Raw genomic sequence first — 23,022 nt, 5'->3', positions numbered from 1 at the left:
ACCGATGCGCACGCTCCGCCGTCGTGGGGTCGTCGCGATGGTTTCCACCGGGCTGGCGGCCGGCCTGCTCGCCGCGTGCTCGAGCGGTGGCGGGACGACGGGCGTCACGGCCAACCCGGGCGCGACGAGTGCTGGCGCCTCGTCCCTGACCATCGGGATCTCCTTCGACCAGCCAGGTCTCGGTCTGAAGTCCGGTAACACCTACTCGGGCTTCGACGTGCTCACGGCGGTCTACATCGCGAAGTCGATGGGGGTACCGGAAGCCAACATCACCTGGGTCGAGGCGGACCCCGGCGACCGCGAGAACCTGCTGATCGACGGCAAGGTCGACATGGTGCTGTCCACTTACTCCATCACCGAGGCGCGCAAGCAGAAGATCGACTTCGCCGGCCCCTACTTCGTCGCCCACCAGGATCTGTTGATCCGGCGTAACGACGTGCAGATCACCGGCCCCGACACCCTCGACGGCCGCAAGCTCTGTTCCGTCGCGGGTACGACGTCTGCCCAGCTGGTCACCCAGCAGTATGCGGGCAAGATCACCCTCACCCCGAAAAGCAAGTTCTCCGACTGCGTCGCCTCTCTGGTGAACGGCGACGTCGATGCCGTGACGACCGATGACGTCATCCTTGCGGGGTTCGCGGCAGAGCCGCAGTACAAGGGCATCCTCAAGGTGGTAGGCAAAGGCTTCTCCGAAGAGCGCTACGGAGTCGGCCTCAAGAAGGGCGACTCGGCCATGGTGACCAAGGTCAACGACGCGCTCAAGGCCTACATCGCCGACGGTTCGTGGAACAAGGCGCTCGACGCGACCGTCGGCCCTTCCGGCTACGCGATTCCCAGCCCACCGACTCCTGGGAGTGCCTGATCAGTCCCCCGGCAGATGGGGGTCAGGACCGAAGACTCGACGGCGTGACAGCATGACGAGTGTGGAGACCACCGAGCTGTCCGCGGTCCTCGTCTCGTCACCACCCTTCGACTCGCTGTCGCCCGCGGCCCTGACGGCCATCACCAACGCCGCCGTCCTTCAACGGTTCTCGCGGGGCGACCTCATCCTCGACGCCTTTACCGACGCCACGGTGGAGGTGTTCGTGGTGCTGTCGGGTGTCGTCGAGCTATGGAACTCCGTGGAGGCGATCCGCGAGGCACCCGACGAACGTCTCGAGTCAGGAGGGGTCTTCGGGTTCTCCGCGATGCTCACGGAACGATCGGTCGGTCCACGCGCGGTCGCCGCGAGCGACGCGACGGTCGCACGCATACCGGCGGTCGTCGCCGCCCCCGCCTTCGGGTCGCGGCGAGGGGCGAGGTTCCTCGCCGAGACACTCTCCTCGGCGGGCGCACGCACGATGTCGTCTGCTTCCTACAGCCTCGTCGACGACCTGATCGTGCAGGCGCCGTTCGTCGTGCAGCCGACAACCCCGGTGGGCGACGTAGCGCGCCGGATGACCGACCATAACAGCTCTTACGCCGCGGTGCGCCTAGGGCCGGGACGGTTCGGGCTGGTCACTGATGCCCTGCTGCGCAGGCACGTCCTCGTCGAAGGTGTCCTGGCATCGGCTGCAGCGAGCACCGTCATGCAGTCGAAGGCGTCGACAGTCGTGCTCGGCGACTCGGCTGCCGAGGCCCTCATCCTGATGTTCGACCGGGAGGCGGACTATCTGCTCGTCACGGACCGGGCGGGGGAGCTGCGGGGCGTGATCACGCCGCGGGACTTCATGGTCTCATCCTCCACGGCCGGGGTCTCACTCAACGAGCAGGTCCGACGCGCGACAACCATCGAGGAGCTGCACTCGCGAGCCGGACGGGCTCCGGCCATGCTCGGCGACCTGCTCTCGCAAGGCCTGGCGTCTGGCAAGGTGATCGCGGTCTACTCCGCGGTCGTCGACGCCGTCGTACGCCGCGCGATCTCGCTTGTCTTCGAACGGCGTCCGGAGCTCTCGGTCGACGCCTTCACCTGGCTCTCGCTCGGGAGCAACGGACGCCGGGAGGCCTTGCTCACGTCCGATGTCGACTCCGCCGTGGCCTTCGACGACTCGGTGAGCGCGCAGGAGATCGACCGCTATCGGGCCGCGTTCGCTGAGGTCGACGAGGTTCTGGCCCGTGCCGGGTTGCGCAGCGACGAGCACGGAGCCCGTGCGCAGCAGCAGCTCTTCGCACGTACCAACTCCGACTGGCGGGCGGCCGGTGAGCAGTGGCTGTCCGCCCCAGCCGACAACAACGGGGCCATGATGACGTCACTGCTCGTCGACGGCCGCCCGATCCTCGGCGACCCAGGGCTGCCCGCGGTCGCCGAGGTCTTCGGAGAGCTACGTCGGCACCCGGGCACGCTGCGCATGCTCCTCGAGGAGTCGCTGTCGAGCCGGGCGAGGCTGCGTTCGATGCGTGACGTCCTGAGAAGGCGCCCGGACTTCGACCTGAAGAAGCACGCGCTGCTGCCGATCGTGAACATCGGCCGTTGGGCAGCCCTGAGCGTCGGCTCTCACGCCCTGCCCACGGTCGAGCGGCTCCGGGTCGCAGCCGGTTCGGCCATGCTGCCGGATGACCAGGCGACGACCCTGGTCGAGGTGTTCGAGCTCTTGCAACGGCTACGGCTGCGTTACCAGCTGCTCCAGCGCGAGAACGGTGACGACCCTTCGGACGTCTTCGTCATGGACCGGATGTCGCCGATGGACCGCACCGTCGTCTCGGAGGCCGTGCGCGAGATCGCCTCGATCCAGCGCCGGATGGCCAACGTCTCCAACTACGTGCCCGCCGTGGAGTGGTCGGCCCGGTCCGGTCCTGACTCGCTCTCGGTCTAACCCTGGTCCCGGGTTCCCAGGTGAGGTGGCGCGACCACCACCGCCGCTGTCGACCCGGCCAAGCGGTCCAGGACCTGGTCGAGCTCCGTCGCCTGGTATCGGTCATGAGCGTCCTGCACATCCGTGCGCCTCGAGAACAGGGCATCCGCCTCGTCGAGCAGCAGCACGGTATTGGACCTCTCGGCTTCGGCGAGCAACACGTCCAGGCGTTTCTGGGTCTCGTCCGTGTCACCCGTGAGGATGCTGCCGAGCGGTACCCGACGCACCTCACCGGCCCGTCCGCGCGCCAGGCCGTCGGCCAGCTGGTCCACCGGCAGCGTCACCCGCTCCCAGTGGTTGACGCTCAGGGACAAGGACTCCGTAACGACACCGGCCTCGACATCTGCGGCGACGGCATACTCGCTCACCCAACATCGAAAGAGCCGGTATGTCACCTGCAGCCCGTCCGAGGCGTCGAGCAGGCGCAGCTCGATATCCTTCTTGAGCAACGGTCCTCGGGCCCAGAGGTCGAACGAGAGATCTTCCGACACCCCACGCGAGAGGGTCACGTTGGCCACGTCTTCGCGACCGGGGATCTTGTAGACCCCGCCGTTCACCTCGCGGTAGGTCACGACTTCGACCGTGTCCCTCAGCGGCGTGACGCCGGTGACACCCGGGACCGCCTGCCCGTCCCACCACACCTCGACCTGGAAGCTGCGCATGGCCAGATCGTCCTCGCCCCAACCCGGTTCGGCAAGAACCTCGACGATCGCGTCAACCTGCCGATGTCGGCCGGCTCTGCCACATCCGTTCCAGCGCGGGGGCGTCGCGCAGCCGTCGCACATGGGCGTCGACGGGCCAGGGCTGGTCGGCGACGCGCGGCAGCCCTCGCGCCGACCGGGTGTCGTCTCGACGCAGGGTCAGCCGCAGTCCCGGCGTGGCAACCGGAGCGAGCCGACACAACGCTCTCAGCGTCGTGCCGTCGAGCAGAACGGGGTCGCAGACGACCTGGTAACGGGCCCGGGCCAGGACATCCGGCTGCGGCTCACCCACGTGGATGCGGGGATCAGTCACGGTCGCCACCAGGCGCCCCCCGGCGTCGGGTTCGTTGACCCAGACCTGTGCGTCGGAGCCCGCGAGGAGACTCTCCACGCTCGCCAGGAGGGTCGCCACGCTCGCACCACCGGCGCTCAGGCGCACGACGATGTCCGGCACGCTCCAGATGAGGTGCTCACCGCGCAGGTCGCGGTCGGGCACGAGAGCCGCCAGCGTGAGGGTCTCGGCGTTCTTGGCCTCGACCGTGTCTCTCGTGTCCGCCGCGCGCCCGGCCAGGTCCGGGCCGTCGTGCCAGGCGACCGCCTCGGCGAGCCACTGCGTGTCGGCGCCGGCGACCAGCGCCCGGTGCCCCAGCTCCCAGTCCTCGCCGCCGTAAGCCTGGAACGACTCGTCGAACCCGTCGAGAGCGTCGAAGAGGTCTCGGTGCATCGACAGCACCGCGCTGATGACGAGCTGGTATGCGCGTGGGTCAGGCTCGGTGAGGTCGTGTGTCCGCGCGTACCCGTCGAGAAGCCACTGGGGCTCGTCCAGGATAGGCGGTCCGGCCCCGGCGCCGGACAACCAGGAACCGACAGCGTCCCCGGACCACCCGCCGAGGTCCGTGTGCAGCCGGTGGCCGAGGACGAGTGACCAGGGTGAGACCGCCGCCGCGGCGACACGTTGAAGGTAGTCCAGAGCCGGGACGCAGTCCTGGTCGAGAAAGGCGATGACGTCACCCACCGCGGCGCGCGCCCCGAGGTTGCGCGCCGCAGCCGCCCGGAACCCGGCGTCGTGCTGGCGAACAACACGGGTCGCATAACGACGCGCTCCGACGACGGGGGCGTGCTGCGAACCGTCGTCGGCGACGACGAGCTCGAACCGGTCGGGCTCGAGTCGTTGCCGGTCCAGCCCGGCGAGCAACCGGTCGAGCTGGTCCTGCCGTTCGTGGAACGGCACCACGACGCTCAGCTGGGGACGGGTCGTCACGGGAGCTCGGCCATGGCTCGAAGGTGGGCCTCGGCGGCATCGGTCCACGTGGGGCCGAGCACCGTACTCGGTTGCAGCCACGTGGATCCGGGGTCGTCCAGGGCATCCTCGATGGCGACTTCGAGGGAGTCGGCGAGCACGACCGCCCCCGGGAGCCGGGCGTCGAGCTCGTCCGCGTACCCACCCCGGCGCACGATCGGCCGACGACCTGCGGCAGCCCACGTGTTCAGCGAGCCTGAGGCGGAGATGTGGCGATGCGGAGCCACCGGGACCCCGGCTGAGCCGAGCGCCTGCGCGAGCTCCCCGTCCGTGAGGTATCCCGTCACGAGGAACTCCACGCCCACGGAGCGGGCCCGCGCGGTGAGCTCGCCGACCAGGTCGCTGTGGCCCTGCGCCGCCGCCCCATAGTTCGTGACCGTCACCCGGCGCGAACGGGAGCGGAGCCGAGCCGCTGCGTCGATGACGTCCTCGAGGCCCTTCCCCGGATAGAGATACCCGAGCACAGCGACGTCGCTCCCTTCGGTGTGGACCCGAGGGCCGGCTGATCGGAGTCGTTCGACGGGCAGCGGAATCACCCGGGTGCGCTCCGCCACCGTCTGCGCGTCGTCGCCCGGATCGAGGCAGGCCAGCAGGAGTGTCTTCTCGAAGTTGCTGGCCACCACGAGCACCGTTGCCAACAGTGCAAACTCACGATATGCCGCCCGGCGACGGAGGTACCACTGCTCACCCTCGGCGGGTTGCGGGACGTCATGCAGCGACAAGCCGAGTACGGCGCGAGAGCCCAGCTCGCGGATCACCTGCGCGCTCTGCTCCGGGTCCGACCCGAACAGCCGGTCCGTGACGTGCAGGAACGCGGTCGAGCCGGGAGGCACTGCGTCGCCCAAACCGGCTGGGGTGCGTCCGCTCGTCTCTGCGGGCACGATCAGCGTGGCCGCCTCGAGCGCCGGATGAGCCGCAGCGAGCCGGGTCGCGTGCAGGACCACGCCGTGGCGCGCCGGACCGACGACGACGTGGCGACCCGTCATGGCTCGCGCGACAGCAGCCTGCGCTGGTTCGCACTGCGCATGAGCACGTCATGCAGGACGTCGGGGTTCTGGTGGTACCAGGCAATCTGGGCGGTGGCGATGTGCTCGGCGGGGACCCGCTCCCCGTCGACCACCCAATCACCCTTGGCTTCCCTGGACGCAGCGTCGGACGGAGCGTCCGCGAGCCCGAGCGCCTCGAGGACCACCGGGTCGACGGGAGCGTGCACGCTGTCAAGGAGCGTGAAGCCAGGGTCAGCAGCGGTGACCGGCCAGCCGAGGTGTCCCTGCAACCGGCGAGCCATAGCGACCAGAACGGCGTTGCCGGGATGGTTGACGGTGTTCGTCGCCGACGGACCGGCCTCCCTCACCAGGTCACTGACCGGTACCGCCCCGGCTCGACGCTCCCGCTCCCCGAGCTCGTGGAGCGACCACGCCGACACGGCGCGGAACTCGGCGTCACCGGTCCGAGGCTCGGGCTCCCCGGCGGCCCGCAGCATCGTACGCACGTCGTGGTAAGGGACGACCGGGGGGTCGCCGGCGCGCGGGTGGTTGAAGACGACCTGCCAAGGGAGCAGCCCGGCATACCGGATCACGGGCCAGACGACCACCGTCGCGTCCGGTGCCGCAGCCGCGACCTGGGCCATGCCCAGGGGCAGGTCGTGGTACCCGTCCGTCACCGGCTGCGTCAGCACCACCGACGCCCGGAGGAGCAGGCGCTGCAGCAGCGGGACCTCCTCCGCCGTCAGCTCATGCACCGGTGGCATCCGCACACTGGCGCACGGGGCTTTCGGCGCGTCCTGGACGAGAAGCCGCAGCGCCTCGGCCTGGCAGTTGCCGTGTACGACGAGGAACCGGTCGTCCTCGGGCAACGGCTTCAGACCGTAGAACTCGCCATAGTGGTGCGCTCGCGGGAGGTCAGCCAGCGCGACTGGCGGTAGGTCGGGGAGCGTCAGCCTCACCCCGTCACCCTACGTTCGAGACTGGCGACTCGCTCGACGTGCGAAATGGGCCAGAAACGGGTACAACCCTCAGGTGACCCACGACACCAGGCCATCGAGGTGAGAAACGGCAACCCCGCGTTCCCCGCCCCCTTCGCGCCCCTCGTTCCGACCCGCCGGACAGGGCACCCGCTGCGTATTGCGGTGATCGGCACTTCCCGCTATCCCATCCGGCAACCGTTCGCCGGCGGCCTCGAGGCGCTGGTGTGGCAGCTCGTCGGACGGTTGCGGTCGCGCGGCCACGACGTCACCCTGTTCGCCGGTGAGGGTTCGGACGGCGTGGACGGCGAGTTCGCCGAGTATGCGTTCCCGTCCCGCGGCTGGGAGGCCAGCCGGACGGCGGCCGGCGACCAGTCCATGCCCGAGCGGGCCTTCATGAGCGACCACCACGCATACCTGCGCCTCCTCATGGCCCTCGCTGGTCCGCTCGCCAACCGTTTCGACGTGATCCACAACCACTCGCTGCACCACCTGCCGGTGGCCATGGCGCCGTTGCTGCATACGCCGATGCTGACCACGCTGCACACGCCGCCGACGCCGTGGCTCGAGTCGGCGATTCAGGCCGCTCCGCAGACGACCCGAGGCCCCGGATCCTTCGCCGCAGTCAGCGCGTTCATCGCCCAGCAGTGGCGGGTGCTGCGACCCTTTGCTGGCCCTGACGTCGTGTCCAACGGTGTCGACCTCACGTCCTGGGTGGCCGGACAGGGCGGCGAGATGCTCTCGTGGTCGGGCCGCATCGTCCCGGAGAAGGCTCCGCACCTCGCCATCGACGCGGCACGCAAGGCCGGGATGCCCTTGGTGATCGCCGGACCCCTGAGCGACCTGCGCTACTTCGAGCAGGCCATCCGCCCTCGGCTCGGCCTCGACGTCCGGTATGCCGGCCACCTCGCCGTCCCCGAGCTCGCTCAGCTGGTCGGTTCCTCGGCCGCTGTGCTCGTCACGCCACTCTGGGACGAGCCATACGGGCTGGTCGTTGCCGAGTCGCTCGCCTGCGGCACCCCGGTCGTCGCCTTCGACCGCGGCGGCATTCCCGAGGTGGTGGCGGACTCGTCGCTCGGCGCCCTGGTCCCTCCGGGTGATGTCGCAGCGATGGCAGCCGCCGTCGGCGATGTCGTCGATCTCGACCGGGTCGCCGTTCGCGAACACGCGGAGCGGTACCTCTCGGTCGACCGGATGGTCACGAAGTACGAGAAGGCCTACCAACGTCTGACGTCGACGTCCAGCGTGGGGGCTGACCGGACAGCCTGATCAGCCCCTCGTGGGCGAACGCGTCAAGCCAGCCCCGCATCGGGAAGACCCCCCAACGTTCGTGAAACCTGTTGCTGTTCCTGACGATGTCACTCATGTGGCGGCGCGGAGGGTCCTCGACCGGGTGATGCTGGTGGTATGCCGGTGCGCCGCCGAGCCGGTAGAGGAAGCCACTCCGTGCATGGACGCGCATCGCGAAGTCGGTGTCCTCGCCGCCGTACCCGACATAGCCTTCGTCGAAGCCGCCCAATGCCTGCCAGTCGGTCGAGGTGAGGGCGAAGGAGAGGGACCAGAACATCCCCGGGTCGGGTTCGACGACGCAACAACCGTCTGCGGCGACCGGGCGGACCGGATGGGGGGTGGAGCGGTCGAGGTCGGCAGCGGCATACCGCGGCTGCCCGGGCAGCAGGGGCGGTAGGTAGTGCACCGCGCCGGACAGGACAACCGGGTGCGGTCCACCGTCGGGGTGGGCGAGCGGCGGCCAGCACGCGTCGACGTAGCGTTCGACGAGACGCGGCGAGGGGATGCAGTCGACGTCGAGGAAGACCAGGACGTCGGCGCCGAGCTCAATGGCCGCTGAGGCAGCGGTGTTGCGCGCTGCCGCGAGCGGCAGGTGCCCATGGGACCGAGGGACAGCCACGGTCACCATTGACGGGGCCGGCGGCGCGTCGCGGTGGAAGCGGGTCACGATGCGGCCGATCGCGGGGTCGTCCATCGCCGCTACCACCCACGCGTCTGGGCGACGGGTCCCTGACCTGAGAGCTGCGAGCTGCGCTTCGAGATGCGTGTGACGACCGTGGGCCAGGGTGACGACGGCAACCCGCGGTGACGTCACGCGGCGCCCTGGGCGGCGAGCTGGTCGAGGATGGCGCCGAACCGTTCGGCCCCGTGGCCGTCCGACCAGCGCGACCAGTCGGCCGGCGCCGCGGGCGTCGCGTGCGCGAGCAGCTGAGGCCAGTCCGTGGCGATCGGCCAGCCAGTGAGCCCATGGCCGAGGCCGAGCGACGCCAACGCTCGGACGAGGTGATGCTGTTCGTCATGCGGGCGCGCCTCGGGGATGACGACTGCCGGTCGGCGCGCCGCCGCGACCTCGGCGAGGACGTTCTGCCCGGCATGGCACACCACCACGTCGCTCGACTGCAGGATCTCCCACAGCAACGTGGGGTCGTCCTCCTGACAGACGACCCACGACCAGGCTGGTGTCGCTACGGCCGCGGCGGCGAAGTCCAGCGGCCCGACCGAGGAGCCACCACGACCCCAGAGGGCGGCGACCCGTCGTTCCCCCGGAGCCGGCGAGGCGACGAGCGCGTCGAAACGCGAAAAGCCCTGCAGATAAATCGTCTTGGCCGTCCAGTCGGAATGCCACCCCAGCACGGGTTGGACGGCCGCCGGCCACGCGGCGAAGAGCCAGCTCGCCGCGTCGTAGGCGAGCTGGTGCGGCCGGTCGCGACGGTCTCCGGCCATGACGACGGTTGCCACGGGCACCCCGAGGGCCCGGACGAGGAGGGTCACCTCGACCGACACGTCGGAAACCATCAGCCGTGGGCGGGCGGAGCCGACCCAGGCTGCGATGAGCGCCATCCGCTCCCCGTAACCTCGGTGCCCGAGCGGCGCCCAATGCAACACCCCACCGGCGTCGTGATCGCGTCCCTCAGGTGAGTCGTCGAGGGGCAGGTCGACCCAGCGGTCGGCGGGCCAGTCGTCTGGCCGGGGGGTCGAGCTGAGGATGACCACCGGCGTACGCATCAGGCTGGCGACGAGTCCCGCGCGAGCGATGTGTCCAGCCCCCACGTGGTGGGCGTACCACCCGATCACGCCAGTCACGCGGGCTCCGTACCGGCCCACCGCGCCGTGGTGTCGCGCACCACCGATCGGTAGATCTGCTCGTGGGCGGCCGCCACCTCCCGTTGCTGCCGGTCACGCTCCTCTCGGGTCGCCTGCAGCGGCGTTCGCGAGTCGTAGGCGTTGAGCACAGCCCGGCGGATGTCGGCGTCGTCCGGCGCGCCGCCCGGCGGCCATCCGTAGGTGTGGCAGTCCTGCTGTTCGGTCCACAGTCCCGTCCTGGGCGCCAAAACCGCGGTGCCGAGGTCATGGCACGCCTCGACCCACCCCGAGTGGGTGCCGAACGCGTAGGGCAGCACGGACAGGTCCAAGGACCGTAGGTAGGACCAGAGCTCGTCGTCGCTGTGCAGGTCGTGCAACGTGAGGTCGAGGACTCCCGAGGCGGCCGCTTCGCCGAGGACGGCGACCAGTTCGGGATCGTGACGGGGATGGTCGCGATCGAGGACCTCGCGGTGCAGGTGTACGGCCAGTACGGCACCGACCAGTCCGTCGAGAGCCGCGATGAGCGACGGAATAAGCTGTGCCGCAACGACATTGGCGCGCAGACTCTTAAGATGCAGGCCGACGACGAAGCGGCTCGGATCCCGTCCGCTCGGCAGGTCCAGGTCGTCGAGGGGGACGATGTGCGGGTGCGGCAGGACCGTCGCCCGTCGCCCCCACCGTTCGGCGATCCGACGGGCGGCGGTCGGGGTCAAGGTGATGACGTGCTCGGCTCTCGACACGAGGGCGTCCAGCCGCTCCAGATGGACCCGCTGGTCGGTGAAGTGGGGGTTGACCAGGTCGTGGACGGTCAGCACGAGGGGAATGCGGTGCGCGTCCAGGGCGTCGCACCAGCGAACAAGCTCCTCGGGTGAGGACGCGTCGAACCCGAAGTGCAGGTGCACCAGGTCGACCTCGTCCCCATGCCGATCCACCCACTCGGGGTCGAGAGCCGGCGGCGGCCACCATTGGCCTTCGGGCACGCCGTGCACCTCCGGGTCAGCCAGGTGCCGCGCGACCGAGGGAGAACCGTCGACGCGACGCAGACTCCGGGGGTAGGGGTGCCCGCTCGGGATGGGCAGCACCCGCAGCTGCGCGCACACGCTTCAACTCTACCCGGGGGGACCCCTGCGAAACCCGCCCCACCAGCCGGGGTGCGTGGTCGTCCTCGTGGGTACGAGAGGGCTCGTGACGCGATTCGGCTACACCCTCATGACCGAGCAGTCGGGCCCCAAGGACCTCGGTCGCGCAGGTGACCCGCCGCATCGAGCTGATGACCTACGTGACCTGCTCGACGATCCGGTATCACCCTGCCGTCGTGACTCGGAAGGCGGCGACCCTGCAGCTTTTGGCAGACGGGCGGTTCACACTCGGGCTCGGTGCCGGGGATAACCTCAACGAGCACTTCGTCGGTGAGGGCTGGCCCGGCGTCGACACGCGGCAGGCGATGCTGGCGGAGGCGATGACGGTCATCCGCGACCTGCACACGGGTGAGCTGGTGACGTTCCGCGGCCACTACTTCGACGTCGACTCTGCCCGAATCTGGGACTACCCCGAGTCCGGCGTCCCGATCGCCGTCGCTGCCGGGGGCCCCAAGGCCGTTGAGCTGCTCGGCCCGCTCGCCGACCACCTCATCGCCACCGAGCCGAGCGCGGAGCTCATCGAGGCCCGGGACGGCCTGAGCCACCGTTCCAGGATCGGGTCCAGGGCGCGGGCCATCGGACAGATCCCGGTCAGCTGGGACCCGCAGAGCAGGGACCGGGCTGTCGAGCGCGCGCACGACCAGTTCCGCTGGTTCGCGGGCGGCTGGTCGATCAATGCCGACCTCCCCACGACCTCGGGTTTCGCTGCGGCGTCACAGTTCGTGCCGATTATCGACCAGACGAAGGCACTCTCACCCTGGACCAAGGTCCACGGGTGGAAGTGGTCGCTGATCCAGAGCCGTTCGAAGCCCGCCTCCTCCGCCAGGCGCGCCTGCTCGATCAGCTCACTCGGGGCGTACTCCTCGCACGACAGGAAGTATCGAACTCGGTCACTCGATCTCCTTGAACATCTCGTAAGCCTGCGGCTGGCATGCCAAGGGAATACCCAGAGGGAATACCCAGCGGTCAGCCGCTCAACCCTCTGCGATCGGTGTGGTCTGCCAGGAGTGGCCCGGTGTCCTGGTGGGTATGTCCTCATCATGACTTCTCCCCTACCGACCGATCCGTCATCCACTCCCGTCGGTGTCGCACTCGTCGTCGGTGCCTCGCGCGGTCTGGGCCTGCTCATCGCCCGCGAGCTGGGTCGCCGCGGGCTGCGGCCGGTCGTCACCGCCCGCGACGCCGCGGAGCTGGACGGGGCCGTCGCGATCCTCGCTGGAGACGGAATCGCAGCTATCGCGATGGTGTGCGACGTGCGTGACCACGTCCGCCTCGACGAGGTCGTCGCTCAGGTCGAGCACGAGATCGGCCCCATCGAGGTGGCCATCCACGTGGCCGGCATCATTCAGGTGGGGCCACTGGCGTCACTCACGAGAGACCACTTCCAGCAGGCCATCGACATCATGGCGTGGGGTCCCATCACGATGGCGATGGCTGTCCTGCCGGCCATGCGCGCCCGTGGCCGCGGGAGGATCGCGACGATCGCCTCGGTCGGCGGTCTGGTCAGCGTGCCGCACCTGTTGCCCTACAGCACAGCCAAGTTCGCCGCGGTGGGGTTTACGAACGGGTTGCGGGCGGAGCTGTCGGGGACGGGGATCACGGCGACGACGGTGGCCCCAGGGCTGATGCGGACCGGCTCGCACCTGAACGCGGAGTTCACCGGCGACCAAGCGGCCGAGTATGCCTGGTTCGCGCCGGGTGCGTCGCTGCCCCTGGTTTCGATGGATGCCGAGCGCGCCGCCGCACGCATCGTCAGCGGAGTCCTGCGCGGACGCAGCATCGTCATCCTCACGCCGCTGGCCAAGGTCGGTTCTCGCGTGGCCGGCCTCGCCCCCGCGACCACGGCCGCCATCATGGGGCTGGCCGCGCGGGCGTTGCCCCAGCCCCGCTGGCCTGACGGCCTGACAGTGGACGGTCACACTGCCCGCGGGCTGCTGGGCTCACCGTTAGTGGAGCGTCTGACCAGATGGGGTAACGACGCGGCCCGTCGGTTCAACGAGCAGGCCATAGCTCGCTGACATGCGAGGCGGGCGTTAGACCTGTGCCGCCAAGCCACATGAATGCTGACCAGTGGGTTCAGGTCCGCAGTTACGGGGTAAGTCACCTCCATGTCTCGTCTATCGCGCACCGTCGAACGACTCACCTCGAGCATCGAGAGCGCCTCTGTCCTTGACCCGCTCGCCGACGCGATCGACTCGGTGGTGTCCCGCCTGCCCGCCGGGCGGACCAAGGATGTCCTGTCGGGAGTAGCCCTCGGGCACCCCCTTCACCCGGCGTTGGTGGCCGTGCCCATCGGGGCTTTCTCGAGCGCGATCTTCCTCGACGCGTTCGGCGAGCCGGAGGCCGCCCGTCGGCTGATCGGTCTGGGCCTGGTCAGCAGTGTGCCCGCCGGACTCGCAGGGTTGTCCGACTGGAGCGACACACGGGGCGCCGAGCGACGAGTCGGAGTGGCCCACATGGCCGTCAACACCGCCGGGTTGAGCCTGCTGACCGCTTCCTGGCTGGCGAGACGCGCAGCCCGGTACGGGTCTGGACGGTGGCTCGCCGTCACCGGTTTCGGCCTAGTGGGTGCCTCGAGCTGGCTCGGTGGCCATCTGGCATACGCGCTCGGAGTGGGTGTCGACACCACGGCGTTCCTTCGCCCTCCTACCGAGTGGGCGGACGCAATCGCGTTCTCCAGCCTCACGGAGGGGCAGGCCGTCGCCGTAACGGTGGACGCTACGCCCGTGCTGCTGGTCAAGATGGGGCCTGACGTGCACGCGATCGGTGACCGATGCACCCATCGGGGGGGCCCGCTGCACGAAGGTCCCATCGTGGACGGATGTGTGGAATGTCCGTGGCACCAGAGCCGGTTCGACCTGACCGACGGCTCGGTCGTCCGGGGACCCGCCACCCGGCCGGCGGCGGCGTTCTTCACCAGAGTGATGGAGGGTCGCGTGCAGGTCCGCCGTGACGAGGAGCGGACGCTGCGGCTCAACCTGGCGCCTTGACAGACCCGCTGTGGGCCGCCTCTTGAGCGGGCTCCTTCAGGTGCCGCGGGAAGCAGGGAACCCAACAGCCGACCAGCATGGCCGCCATGAGCTGGAGGACGGCTTGGTCCGAACGTGTCATCAGGGGGTCAGCAGCACCTTGATGCACGCGTCCTTCTTGGCCTGGAAGATCTCGTACCCGTAGGCCGCGTCCTCCAAGGGCAGGAGGTGGGTTGCGAGGTCCGCCGTCCCGAGAGGGTCGGCATCGTCGAGAACCAGCGGCATGATGTCGTCGATCCAGCGCTTGACGTGACACTGGCCCATCCGCACCTGTACGCCACGGTCGAACAGCTCCATCATCGGCATCGGGTCGGCCTCACCCCCGTACACCCCAGAGATCGAGACCGTCCCACCGCGACGGACGGCCTTCATCGCCGTGTGCAGCGCGTCCAACCGGTCGACGGCGAACCGGTCCACCAACGGCCGAGCCAGAGCGTCCGGCAACATCCCGACAGCGGTCTGAGCCGCCTTGGCGCCCGGAGAGCCATGCGCTTCCATCCCGACTGCGTCGATCGTCGCATCAGGTCCGCGCCCGTCAGTCATGTCAATCAGCGCGTCAGCAACGTCGTCCACGTCGCGAAGGTCGATAACCTCCACGCCGCGTTTCCTCGCCAGCTCCAGCCGGGCCGGCACCAGGTCCACACCGATGACGCGTTCCACACCCTGGTTGAGCGCAATGCGAGTGGCGAACTGTCCTACCGGCCCCAAGCCGAGAACGGCCAACGTCCCGCCCGCCGGCACGTCGGCATACGCCACCGCCTGCCACGCGGTCGGGAGGATGTCAGAGAGGTAGACGTACCGGCTGTCCGGTCCGTCGTCAGGAACCTTGATGGGGCCGAAGTGGGCTTGGGGCACCCGCAGGAACTGCGCCTGCCCGCCGGGCACCGAACCATAGAGGGAGGTGTAGCCGAACAGGGACGCACCCTTGCCCTGGTCCCTCACCTGCGTGGTCTCGCACTGCGCGTACAAGCCGCGCGAGCACATCCAGCAGCTGCCGCACGAGATGTTGAACGGTACGACCACCCGGTCCCCAGCCTTGATGTGGGTGACCTCGGCACCGACTTCCTCGACGACGCCCATCGCCTCGTGACCGAGGACGTCTCCGGGCTTCAGGTATGCGCCCAGCACCTCGTACAGGTGCAGGTCCGACCCGCAGATCGCCGTGGACGTGATGCGGACGATCGCGTCGGTGGGCTCCTGGATCTCGGGGTCGGGCACGTCCTGGACCTGGACATCTCGTTTGCCCTGCCATGTCAACGCCCGCATCAACACACTCCTGTCGCTTCGTACGGCTGCCAAGAACGCGTTGTCCTCGGTGGAGGGTTACCCGCTGCTATCAACCCCAAACCGTTTCCACTGTCCTCCCCAGGTCCGGCAGCTGGTGGAAGCCAAGGCTCGAGCGCCTTGCTCGCCGGCGACGCCCAGCGCCAGGAAGCGAAGTCGCCCGTCGACCCCTACGCTCAGCATGCTGCCCGAGGACGGGCAACACCCTTCTCGCATCGGAGAAACTGTGCCCACCTACACCCGTGAGACCCGTCTCCCGGTCACCGAGGACGTGGCCTACGCCTACCTGTCGAAGGCCAGCAACCTGCCGACCTACTTCCCGCGGATCACCAAAGCACGCCAGACCGACGGCGACGCTGTCGAGACGACCGCGGTCATCGACCCGCCCGGTGAGGCCGAGCAGACCGTCCGCGGGACGGCATGGTTCCACACGGACGAGTCGAGCAAGAAGGTCACCTGGGGCGCCGAGGGTCCGCACGACTACCACGGCGAGCTCGACTTCGACAGCGACGGGGACCAGGCCTGCACCCTGACCTTCACCCTGCATACCGAGAGTGACCACCCGGGGATCGACGGCTCGATCGACGAGACGCTGGACACCATTCGGCACCGGCTGACCGAGCCGCCCGCCGCGAAGACCGACCACCCCACAGGCGAGGCCCAGGCGGCCGAGAACGCTGAGCGGGAGTCCCCCGCCTGACCATTCGGCCATAACGGACTATTCCCACGCACGGAGAAACCTGTCTCTTGACGCCGTCCTCGCCTGACGCTACCGAGCCCGTTCGTTCGGCGCCAAACCGACCGGAGCCGCTCAGTAGAGACGCGGACGGGTACGCCGATCTACGGTCCTACGCCGCGATCGGCGACGGCCGCACCATCGGGCTCGTCGCAACCGACGGGCAGATCGACTGGCTGCCGTTGCCTGGTTTCGACTCAGTGCTGGCCTTCGCGTCGTTGCTGGATGCCGTGCACGGTGGCTACGTCTCGCTGAGCCCGCGGGCGCCGTTCACGGTCGAACGCGCATACGTGCCACAAACGAACGTGCTGACGACGACGTTCACCACTGAGGCCGGGGTGGTTCGCGTCACCGACTCGCTCAACACTGGTTCGGCGGGACGCCTGCCGTGGGCGGAGCTCGCCCGCAGGGTCGACGGCGTCACCGGAACGGTCCGCCTGCGTGGTGTCGTCGCACCGGGCACCTGCCTCAACACGGCCTCACCCTGGGTCCAGGACACGTCCGCCGGACTACTCTTGCGCGTCGACGGGTTGACCATGGCCGTCCGGACCCTGGGCGACGAGCACGTGGATGTGTCCTCGGACCGGGTCACCGTCGACTACGTCACCCAACCGGGTTCCCGACACCTGCTGGGGCTGGTGGCCACGGAGGGCGAGCCGCTGTTCGTCCCGGAGCCAGCCGACCTCGACCGCGGCGTTGACCGAACCATCGAGAACTGGCAGCGGTGGAGCCGTTCGTTCGGTTACGAAGGGGAGTGGGAGGAGGCGGTACGCCGCTCCACACTGACGTTGAAGCTGTTGATCTGCGCCGCGAGCGGGGCCGTCCTGGCTGCCGGCACGACGTCCGTCCCCGAGTCCTTGGCGGGTGGGAAGAACTGGGACTATCGCCTCGCCTGGGTCCGGGACACTGCGTACGCCCTCACTGCGCTGTTCCGCTTCGGCCTACGCGAGGAGACGCATGCGGCAATCAGCTGGCTGTTGGCCGCAGTTCGACGACACGGGCCCGAGCCGCGGGTCCTGTATGCGCTCGACGGTTCGGTCCAGTCCGAGGACCCGGTCGAGCAAGACGCTCCAGGATGGCGTGGGATCGGCCCCGTGGTCATCGGCAACCGCGCCACCGACCAGCTGCAGCTCGGCGTCTTCGGCGACTTGTTCAGCATCGTGCAGCTCTACGTCGACAACGGCAACGTGCTCGACGACGCGACCGGCCGGACGCTGGCCTCGATAGCCGACCTCACCTGCGACGCGTGGCGGCGTCCGGACTCCGGGATGTGGGAGCTGCCCGAAACCCGGCACTACACGACGTCGAAGCTCGGCTGCTGGCACGCCCTGACGAACGCCGCGCACCTGGTCGACCTCGGCCAGATTCCTGGTGACTCCACCCGCTGGCGGACCGAGGCCGGACACATCCGCGACTGGGTCGACACCCACGCCTGGTCACCGGAACGACAGGCCTACGTCTGGTATCCGGGGTCGTCCGACCTCGACTGCTCCATCCTGTTGCACGCGATCAGCGGTTTCGACCGCAGCGATCGGATGAGCTCCACGCTCGACGCGCTCCGCGTCGAGCTCGGTGACGGACCGCACCTCTACCGGTATACCGGCGCCGCCGACGAGGAAGCCACCTTTGTCGCCTGCTCGTTCTGGATGGTTTCCGCCCTGCACCTCGTCGGTCGCACCGACGAGGCCCACCGGCTCATGGACGAGCTGGTGTCCACCCCCAACGACGTCGGCATGCTCGCGGAGATGGTGAACCCGTCCACGGGCGCCTTCCTCGGCAACCTCCCTCAGGCCCTCAGCCTGCTGGCGCTCGTCAACGCGGCCCTCACCCTGTCCGGCGATGACGAGACATCCGGGAGGATCTGACCAGGACGAAAAGAGCCTCCCCGCCGTGGTAAGCACCACGGCAGGGACGCCTTCGCCGCGCGTCAAGCCACCTTGTTGCGCAGGTCGCCGGCGACCTTGAGTGCGCGACCGGTGAGCATCTGACCGGGCTTCTGCTGCTCGCCCTGCTGCGCACCGAGAACGACCAACGCGCCCGTGAGGACCGGGGTTGCCCACTGCAGGACGCGAAGCTGCTGCTGGATCCGGGCGACCTTCGGGCTCGTGCGGTTGTTCGGGGTGGTGCCACCGGCGGTCGGCTGGTCGGGCTCGTTGGCCAGCTGCGCACCCAGCACCCCGCTGTATGCCGTCGTCGCCATGGCGGCGACGGTGATGGACGCCTTGACCACCGAGTTCGCGCCTACACCTTTCTGGTTCTGTACGCGGTCACGGTTGGCGATGACGAGCCCGATGCCACCGACGATGTGGGCGCCGATGGACGCCGCGGCCACGGGGGACCACCGCGCCCACCCTGCGGCGGCCACCTTTGTGCGCTCGGTGGGGTCCGAGACGTCCTGAGAGGCCCCGTTGAGGCCGAGGGCGCCCATGAGCGAGCCCCCGAACCAGGACGCCAGGCCGAGGTCGTGCAGCGAGCGGATGAGGGTGTTGCGGTTGCTCATGGGTTCTCCTTGGTGGGGGCGGCGGCCTGCGGTACGCGGCCGGTTTCGACGACATGGGCAGCCACGTCACGTAGTTTTATATTGCGGTCTTGGCTGGTTCGCCGCAGCACGAGGAACGCCTCGTTCGCCGGGATGGCTTCGGTCACCATCACGACTCCGACGGCCGCTCCGATCTCTCGTGCTCCGGCAAGAGCCTGTTCCATCTGCGACGCCCGCCGGCTGTCGTCGATGCGGTCGGCCAGCACGTGTGCATGCGCGGCGAAAAGATCAGCAACCCCAGTTCCGTTGTCGTCGAACGCCTTCGGGGTCGCGGCATACATGGTCAAGCGGGTTGTCGTCCGCCACACCACAACGGAGACCAACGAGCGCACAGGCGTCTTGCTCACCAGGTACTGGCGCAAGCGCGGCCATCGCGTCTCCGTCGCGAGATCGGGGCTCGACACACGCCCCGAGCGGTCAGGAAAGTGACCGAGGAACGGACCCTCGCCGACGGTGAACTGGACCCGGTCGATCTCCGCGACCAGAGGATCGCTGACCGCAAGCGTCATCGGAGTCCGGCCACCGTGGGCGGAGGGACGGACTGCGGTGATGCCGGCCCAGGTGCAGGCGGGGGTCACCTCGAGCGCGAGAGACACCAGGAGAGCGCCCAGGTCATCCTGGTCGCCGTTGAGCTCGGTGCTCGCCCGCTGGAAGAGTCGCGCCACGCGAAGCGCATCATCGAGTCTTTCACTGACGGGAGCGGTGCTCGACCCCATCAGCACTCCCCTCCGTCCAAGCCCACAACCCCCACGTCAACAAGGAGGCCGCGAGCGGCTCAGTCGTCATGACGGATCACCGACCGATTGCGACGAGATCCCGAATGCAGACAACGTCGACGGTTGGGCGCCACCGCGTGGGGGTATGCCTCTCGCATGCCCACCCCAGCCGTCCCGTTCGCCGACATTGCCGGGCGGCTGGCCGAGACCCCGAGACGCGTGCAGACACGCACCGTGACGCTGCGCCGGGTCGGCTCGCTGGGAGCCGCCGGGTTCGTCCGTGCACCGCGGACCGACGGATCCTGGTATGCCACGACGGATGCCGACTCGGTCGCCCCGAAGGAGGGGCTGAAGACCCAGCGGCTGTTGGCCGAAGACCACCACGTCGTCGCCGGAACCGTCCGAGTGACCGACTGGCCGGCGCGGCACGAAGTGCTCGCCACGACCCACGACCAACGCTATGGGTTCATCGGTGTTCACCGGCACGTTCCTGCGACGAACCTCGGGCTACAGGCCGAGACCTGTTGGCGTGCGGGAGGATTCGCTGACCTGAGGGTGCACGACAACCGCGCCCTCGCGACGTGGTGTGAGACCGCCGGGGCTCGGGTTGCGTGTAGCCCCGGCGCTGCCGTATCCACAACGGCCCGATCCACTACGACCCGCAGGTTCGACCGGTCCCCGTGGGGGCTCTCCGCCGACCTGACCGATCTCGAGTCGGACCTACCCGCATGAAAGCGGTCGCCGAGCGCGTGCGGGCGCTGCTCGACCCTCCAGTCCCCCTCCCCGGCCAGGGCCAGACTGCGACGCGCTGGAAGCGACTCACCGACGCCGCCAGAGCAGATGTCGTCGTCGGTCGCCTCCTCGAAGGCAATGCCGACGCAGACGCGATCCTCGCGGAGCTGACCAGCCAGCGGGTCGAACCCGGGCAGTGGTGGGGCGTCTGGGCGGCCGAGCCGCCGTTGCCCGTACTCAGCGCCGACATGGGACCTGACGACGGCTGGATACTCAACGGCACCAAGGCGTGGTGCTCGGGTGCCGGGTTGTGCACGCATGCCCTGGTGACGGCACGACACGGCGGGCAACGACCCCTGTTGGCGGTCGACCTGAGCCACCCGGGCGTCTCGGTCGACCTGGACGCGTGGCAGGCCGTAGGTATGAGCCGGAGCGCCACCGGCAGCGTGACGTTCGACCACGTACCGGCTCGGGTGGTGGGCGGCCCCGGTGACTACCTCGACCGGCCCGGTTTCTGGCACGGCGGGGTGGGCGTTGCCGCCTGCTGGTTGGGGGGCGCCGAGGCGGTGGCGGACACACTGCGACGCGCGGCCTCCCGGCGTCCACTCGACGAGCACGCGGCAGCGCATCTCGGCGCGGTCGACGCCGCGCTGGCCGGCGCAACCTGGTCGATGCAGGCTGCGGCAGCCGAGGTCGACGCCGACCCGACGGACCGGGACGCCGCCCAACGACGGGCGATGCGGGTGCGTGCGGTCGTCGAGGCCGCCGCCACCTTGACTGTCGACCGCGTGGGCCGCGCCCTCGGCGCCGCCCCGTTGGCCCTGGACGCTCGTCACTCGACCGCGGTGAACGACCTGACCGTCTATCTGCGGCAGAGCCACGCCGAACGCGACCTGGCTGTCCTCGGGCGCCTCGCTTCGCCTGAGGCCACCCGGTGACGAGGATCGGCGCGAGCCGTCTCGGTATCGTCGACCGCGAAGGCCGAGGACGCCGGCGGAGGTATGGCGCGCCTGCGGACGGGAGCTCCCCCCTCTCGACATCACGGACTGGCGTCACGTGGTCGTCGTCGCGCCCCACCCCGACGACGAGGTTCTCGGGTGGCCGGCCTGATGACCCGGCTCATCAGCGGGAGCCCGGGTCGACCTCATCGGTGTCACCGACGGCGCAGCGGCGTGTCCTCCGTCCGGGTTGGCGGCCCGCGGCCTCGCGGCGACCGGGGTGAGGGAGGCGGCCCGGGGCTACACCGTCCTGGGTGCCGATCCGCCCATCCAGCTGATGCTGCCCGACGGCCATGTGTCGCCCGACGAGGCGTGGCTCGCCGGGCTGGTCGAGGCGGCGTTGACGTCCGAGTCGGTATGCCTTGCCACCTGGGCCTTCGACGGACACCCCGATCACTAGGCGGTGGTGCTGAAACGCTCGGTTTTCGCCACCCACCGCAGCCAGCTCGACCCGTCGCAGCCGGGAGGCAGCGCGGTCTTGCCTCCCTTCGTCCTCGACCGTCTGATCACCAACCGGGAGATGCTGTTGCCGTGAGAACCGACTACTTCGAGCAGATGTACGCCGCCGACCCCGATCCTTGGGGTTTCGAGAGCCGCTGGTACGAACAGCGCAAGTACGCGTTGACCCTCGCCGCACTGACCCGACCGCACTACGGCTCGGTCTTCGAACCAGGCTGTTCGATCGGCGTGCTGAGCGCGCTCCTCGCCCGCCGCTGCGACCGGCTGCTCTCCGTCGATCTCGTGGAGCTCGCGGTCGAGCAGACCCGCCGGCGCCTCGACGGTCTCAGGGGCGTCGACGCGCAGATCGAGGTACGTCAGTGGGACGCCCACGACGCGTGGCCGAACAACGTCTTCGACCTGATAGTCGTGAGCGAGATGTTGTACTACCTCGAGGCCGACGATGCTGCCGAGTTCATGCAAGGAGCTGCCGACCATCTCTCACCGCACGGCGAGATCGTCCTCGTGCACTGGCGTCCACGCGTACCCGAGTATCCGCTCACCGGCGACGAGGCACACCGGATTGCCTGCAACACAACGGGACTGAGCCGGGTGGGTCACTATGAGGACGACGACTGCCTGCTGGACGTCCTGTGCCCCCTCGGGGTCGACAGTGTCGCCGACCGCGAGGGCCTGCGCGACTGAGCCTCGGACTGAGCCTCGGACTGAGCCTCGCGGCCTCCGGTGACCCATGGCGCTGAGGTGAGCCTCTTGGCCTCACCCCGTCCGGACACCAGCCTCGAGGTGCGTGCTCGGGTCCGAGCCGGCGTCGAGGACCGGATCGACGCTTTGGTCACAGGGCTCGTCCCCGACCGCGCCTCGCTGATCAGCGCGGGTGAAACCCTGGCCGTGCGGGCGCTGAACGACCATCGGGACCTCACGATCGCGACCAACAACCCCGCCATCCCGGGCGCCGCCTCTTCGCCCATGTCGCCGAGCTCGGGCGCGCGGACCGGTTTCGTCACGAGCGTCACTCCCCCGGACGACCTCGCCCACGCCTTGCGCGCTGCGGGGGGGAGGTGGTGACCCGAAAAGGACTAACTCGTTCGACGACAGGATGAACGGCCGTCGGGTCGGCAGACGCTGCAACGGGATTCGGGTTCAGCGGCCGAGGGGGGGTGTCGGTGGTCGGTTGTAGGTCTTGGGTATGCCACCAGTTCCGACCGCCGAGTCGCCGCAGCCGCCAGCGCTGCCGCCGACGGTGCCGACGGTGCCGTTGACGGTGCCGACGGTGCCGTTGACGGACCGTCGTGCTGCGGTTGCTGCGGCGCGGGAGGCGTTGACGGGGTTGTCGGTGGTGTTGTGGCAGGCCCAAGGCGACGAGCTGGGTCCACTCTTCCGGGAGGTCGACGACCTGATCCGGCTCGGTGAGGCGGCCCGGGTCGCGGTCCTGGCCGAGGCGGTGGACCGCGGCGACGCGTCCACGGGCGCGGTGTCGATGGGGTCGGCGGGGGTGGGGTGGG

The 23,022-nt window shown here is 69.3% G+C and carries 24 protein-coding genes; 14 read left to right on the top strand and 10 right to left on the bottom strand.

The window, feature by feature from the left end:
• Positions 1-4: 4 nt before the first annotated feature.
• Both ABI385_RS17495 and ABI385_RS17490 read left to right on the top strand, forming a co-directional pair.
• Entirely contained in the window at positions 5-862 is an 858-nt protein-coding gene (locus ABI385_RS17495; RefSeq protein ID WP_348105043.1) for a glutamate ABC transporter substrate-binding protein, read from the top strand.
• Positions 863-914: 52 nt separating this feature from the next.
• Complete coding sequence (locus ABI385_RS17490) at positions 915-2,792, top strand: putative nucleotidyltransferase substrate binding domain-containing protein (RefSeq protein ID WP_348105042.1); 1,878 nt, start codon at positions 915-917, stop codon at positions 2,790-2,792.
• Here ABI385_RS17490 and ABI385_RS17485 read toward each other — a convergent pair.
• From ABI385_RS17485 to ABI385_RS17470, 4 genes are read right to left on the bottom strand one after another with little or no spacing between them, the layout of a single operon-like run.
• Positions 2,789-3,493 (bottom strand): phage tail protein, encoded by a 705-nt coding sequence (locus ABI385_RS17485; RefSeq protein ID WP_348105041.1) that lies wholly within the window; start codon positions 3,491-3,493, stop codon positions 2,789-2,791. The genes ABI385_RS17490 and ABI385_RS17485 overlap by 4 nt on opposite strands.
• A 52-nt stretch (positions 3,494-3,545) precedes the next feature.
• Positions 3,546-4,793 carry a glycosyltransferase gene (locus ABI385_RS17480; RefSeq protein ID WP_348105040.1) on the bottom strand — a complete coding sequence of 416 codons (1,248 nt, stop codon included), beginning with the start codon at positions 4,791-4,793 and terminating at the stop codon, positions 3,546-3,548.
• Complete coding sequence (locus ABI385_RS17475; RefSeq protein ID WP_348105039.1) at positions 4,790-5,818, bottom strand: hypothetical protein; 1,029 nt, start codon at positions 5,816-5,818, stop codon at positions 4,790-4,792. The genes ABI385_RS17480 and ABI385_RS17475 overlap by 4 nt, the downstream gene beginning before the upstream one ends.
• On the bottom strand, positions 5,815-6,777 hold the full coding sequence (locus ABI385_RS17470; RefSeq protein ID WP_348105038.1) for a WcbI family polysaccharide biosynthesis putative acetyltransferase: 963 nt from the start codon (positions 6,775-6,777) through the stop codon (positions 5,815-5,817). The genes ABI385_RS17475 and ABI385_RS17470 overlap by 4 nt, the downstream gene beginning before the upstream one ends.
• A 183-nt stretch (positions 6,778-6,960) precedes the next feature.
• Between ABI385_RS17470 and ABI385_RS17465 the strand changes: the two genes are divergently transcribed.
• Positions 6,961-8,064, top strand: coding sequence for a glycosyltransferase family 4 protein (locus tag ABI385_RS17465; RefSeq protein ID WP_348105037.1), 1,104 nt, complete (start codon positions 6,961-6,963; stop codon positions 8,062-8,064).
• On the opposite strand, the gene ABI385_RS17460 is transcribed toward ABI385_RS17465, so the two are convergent.
• The 3 genes from ABI385_RS17460 to ABI385_RS17450 form a co-directional block, all read right to left on the bottom strand.
• Positions 7,994-8,779 (bottom strand): galactosyltransferase-related protein, encoded by a 786-nt coding sequence (locus tag ABI385_RS17460; RefSeq protein WP_348105036.1) that lies wholly within the window; start codon positions 8,777-8,779, stop codon positions 7,994-7,996. The genes ABI385_RS17465 and ABI385_RS17460 overlap by 71 nt on opposite strands.
• 116 nt (positions 8,780-8,895) lie before the next feature.
• Complete coding sequence (locus tag ABI385_RS17455; RefSeq protein ID WP_348105035.1) at positions 8,896-9,888, bottom strand: glycosyltransferase; 993 nt, start codon at positions 9,886-9,888, stop codon at positions 8,896-8,898.
• On the bottom strand, positions 9,885-10,988 hold the full coding sequence (locus ABI385_RS17450) for a glycosyltransferase (protein ID WP_348105034.1): 1,104 nt from the start codon (positions 10,986-10,988) through the stop codon (positions 9,885-9,887). The genes ABI385_RS17455 and ABI385_RS17450 overlap by 4 nt, the downstream gene beginning before the upstream one ends.
• 149 nt (positions 10,989-11,137) lie before the next feature.
• Here ABI385_RS17450 and ABI385_RS17445 point away from each other — a divergent pair, with 149 nt between their 5' ends.
• Both ABI385_RS17445 and ABI385_RS17440 read left to right on the top strand, forming a co-directional pair.
• Positions 11,138-13,045 (top strand): TIGR03557 family F420-dependent LLM class oxidoreductase, encoded by a 1,908-nt coding sequence (locus ABI385_RS17445; protein WP_348105033.1) that lies wholly within the window; start codon positions 11,138-11,140, stop codon positions 13,043-13,045.
• Between the two features lie 90 nt (positions 13,046-13,135).
• Positions 13,136-14,017 carry a Rieske 2Fe-2S domain-containing protein gene (locus tag ABI385_RS17440; protein ID WP_348105032.1) on the top strand — a complete coding sequence of 294 codons (882 nt, stop codon included), beginning with the start codon at positions 13,136-13,138 and terminating at the stop codon, positions 14,015-14,017.
• Between the two features lie 120 nt (positions 14,018-14,137).
• Here the strand turns inward: ABI385_RS17440 and ABI385_RS17435 are convergent, their stop codons facing one another.
• A complete protein-coding gene (locus ABI385_RS17435) occupies positions 14,138-15,322 on the bottom strand; it encodes a zinc-dependent alcohol dehydrogenase (RefSeq protein ID WP_348105031.1) in 1,185 nt (394 codons plus the stop codon).
• A gap of 244 nt (positions 15,323-15,566) precedes the next feature.
• Between ABI385_RS17435 and ABI385_RS17430 the strand changes: the two genes are divergently transcribed.
• On the top strand, positions 15,567-16,040 hold the full coding sequence (locus tag ABI385_RS17430; protein WP_348105030.1) for a hypothetical protein: 474 nt from the start codon (positions 15,567-15,569) through the stop codon (positions 16,038-16,040).
• A 47-nt stretch (positions 16,041-16,087) separates the two neighbouring features.
• Positions 16,088-17,941 (top strand): glycoside hydrolase family 15 protein, encoded by a 1,854-nt coding sequence (locus ABI385_RS17425; RefSeq protein ID WP_407068298.1) that lies wholly within the window; start codon positions 16,088-16,090, stop codon positions 17,939-17,941.
• Positions 17,942-18,003: 62 nt separating this feature from the next.
• Here ABI385_RS17425 and ABI385_RS17420 read toward each other — a convergent pair whose 3' ends face one another.
• On the bottom strand, positions 18,004-18,576 hold the full coding sequence (locus ABI385_RS17420) for a hypothetical protein (protein ID WP_348105029.1): 573 nt from the start codon (positions 18,574-18,576) through the stop codon (positions 18,004-18,006).
• Positions 18,573-19,331 carry an ANTAR domain-containing protein gene (locus ABI385_RS17415; RefSeq protein WP_348105028.1) on the bottom strand — a complete coding sequence of 253 codons (759 nt, stop codon included), beginning with the start codon at positions 19,329-19,331 and terminating at the stop codon, positions 18,573-18,575. Before ABI385_RS17415 ends, ABI385_RS17420 begins: the two co-directional genes overlap by 4 nt.
• 156 nt (positions 19,332-19,487) lie before the next feature.
• On the opposite strand from ABI385_RS17415, the gene ABI385_RS17410 reads away from it, so the two are divergent.
• The 7 genes from ABI385_RS17410 to ABI385_RS17380 form a co-directional block, all read left to right on the top strand.
• The gene (locus ABI385_RS17410; protein ID WP_348105027.1) at positions 19,488-20,063 is read left to right on the top strand and encodes a hypothetical protein; all 576 of its coding nucleotides are present in this window, start codon (positions 19,488-19,490) and stop codon (positions 20,061-20,063) included.
• Entirely contained in the window at positions 20,060-21,001 is a 942-nt protein-coding gene (locus ABI385_RS17405; protein ID WP_348105026.1) for an acyl-CoA dehydrogenase family protein, read from the top strand. The genes ABI385_RS17410 and ABI385_RS17405 overlap by 4 nt, the downstream gene beginning before the upstream one ends.
• A 250-nt stretch (positions 21,002-21,251) precedes the next feature.
• A complete protein-coding gene (locus ABI385_RS17400; RefSeq protein ID WP_348105025.1) occupies positions 21,252-21,461 on the top strand; it encodes a hypothetical protein in 210 nt (69 codons plus the stop codon).
• A gap of 3 nt (positions 21,462-21,464) precedes the next feature.
• Positions 21,465-21,596, top strand: a complete 132-nt coding sequence (locus ABI385_RS17395) for a hypothetical protein (protein ID WP_348105024.1) — start codon at positions 21,465-21,467, stop codon at positions 21,594-21,596.
• Positions 21,593-22,204 (top strand): SAM-dependent methyltransferase, encoded by a 612-nt coding sequence (locus ABI385_RS17390; RefSeq protein ID WP_348105023.1) that lies wholly within the window; start codon positions 21,593-21,595, stop codon positions 22,202-22,204. The genes ABI385_RS17395 and ABI385_RS17390 overlap by 4 nt, the downstream gene beginning before the upstream one ends.
• 66 nt (positions 22,205-22,270) lie before the next feature.
• Complete coding sequence (locus ABI385_RS17385) at positions 22,271-22,585, top strand: hypothetical protein (protein WP_348105022.1); 315 nt, start codon at positions 22,271-22,273, stop codon at positions 22,583-22,585.
• Between the two features lie 121 nt (positions 22,586-22,706).
• A partial coding sequence (locus ABI385_RS17380; protein ID WP_348105021.1) for a hypothetical protein occupies positions 22,707-23,022 on the top strand: 316 nt, incomplete at its 3' end.

This window comes from Lapillicoccus sp. (assembly GCF_039935575.1).
GTDB lineage: Bacteria > Actinomycetota > Actinomycetes > Actinomycetales > Dermatophilaceae > Lapillicoccus.
The sequence above is the reverse complement of the archived record's forward strand: the minus strand, read 5'-3'. Positions and strand labels throughout refer to the sequence as shown.

What these genes read in the sequence shown, in the direction of transcription:
- ABI385_RS17495 (WP_348105043.1), top strand. Translation starts at nt 5, where the DNA reads ATGCGCACGCTCCGCCGTCGTGGGGTCGTCGCGATGGTTTCCACCGGG.
- ABI385_RS17490 (WP_348105042.1), top strand. Translation starts at nt 915, where the DNA reads ATGACGAGTGTGGAGACCACCGAGCTGTCCGCGGTCCTCGTCTCGTCA.
- ABI385_RS17485 (WP_348105041.1), bottom strand. Translation starts at nt 3,493, where the DNA reads ATGCGCAGCTTCCAGGTCGAGGTGTGGTGGGACGGGCAGGCGGTCCCG.
- ABI385_RS17475 (WP_348105039.1), bottom strand. Translation starts at nt 5,818, where the DNA reads ATGACGGGTCGCCACGTCGTCGTCGGTCCGGCGCGCCACGGCGTGGTC.
- ABI385_RS17460 (WP_348105036.1), bottom strand. Translation starts at nt 8,779, where the DNA reads ATGGACGACCCCGCGATCGGCCGCATCGTGACCCGCTTCCACCGCGAC.
- ABI385_RS17440 (WP_348105032.1), top strand. Translation starts at nt 13,136, where the DNA reads ATGTCTCGTCTATCGCGCACCGTCGAACGACTCACCTCGAGCATCGAG.
- ABI385_RS17435 (WP_348105031.1), bottom strand. Translation starts at nt 15,322, where the DNA reads ATGCGGGCGTTGACATGGCAGGGCAAACGAGATGTCCAGGTCCAGGAC.
- ABI385_RS17420 (WP_348105029.1), bottom strand. Translation starts at nt 18,576, where the DNA reads ATGAGCAACCGCAACACCCTCATCCGCTCGCTGCACGACCTCGGCCTG.
- ABI385_RS17415 (WP_348105028.1), bottom strand. Translation starts at nt 19,331, where the DNA reads ATGGGGTCGAGCACCGCTCCCGTCAGTGAAAGACTCGATGATGCGCTT.
- ABI385_RS17410 (WP_348105027.1), top strand. Translation starts at nt 19,488, where the DNA reads ATGCCCACCCCAGCCGTCCCGTTCGCCGACATTGCCGGGCGGCTGGCC.
- ABI385_RS17405 (WP_348105026.1), top strand. Translation starts at nt 20,060, where the DNA reads ATGAAAGCGGTCGCCGAGCGCGTGCGGGCGCTGCTCGACCCTCCAGTC.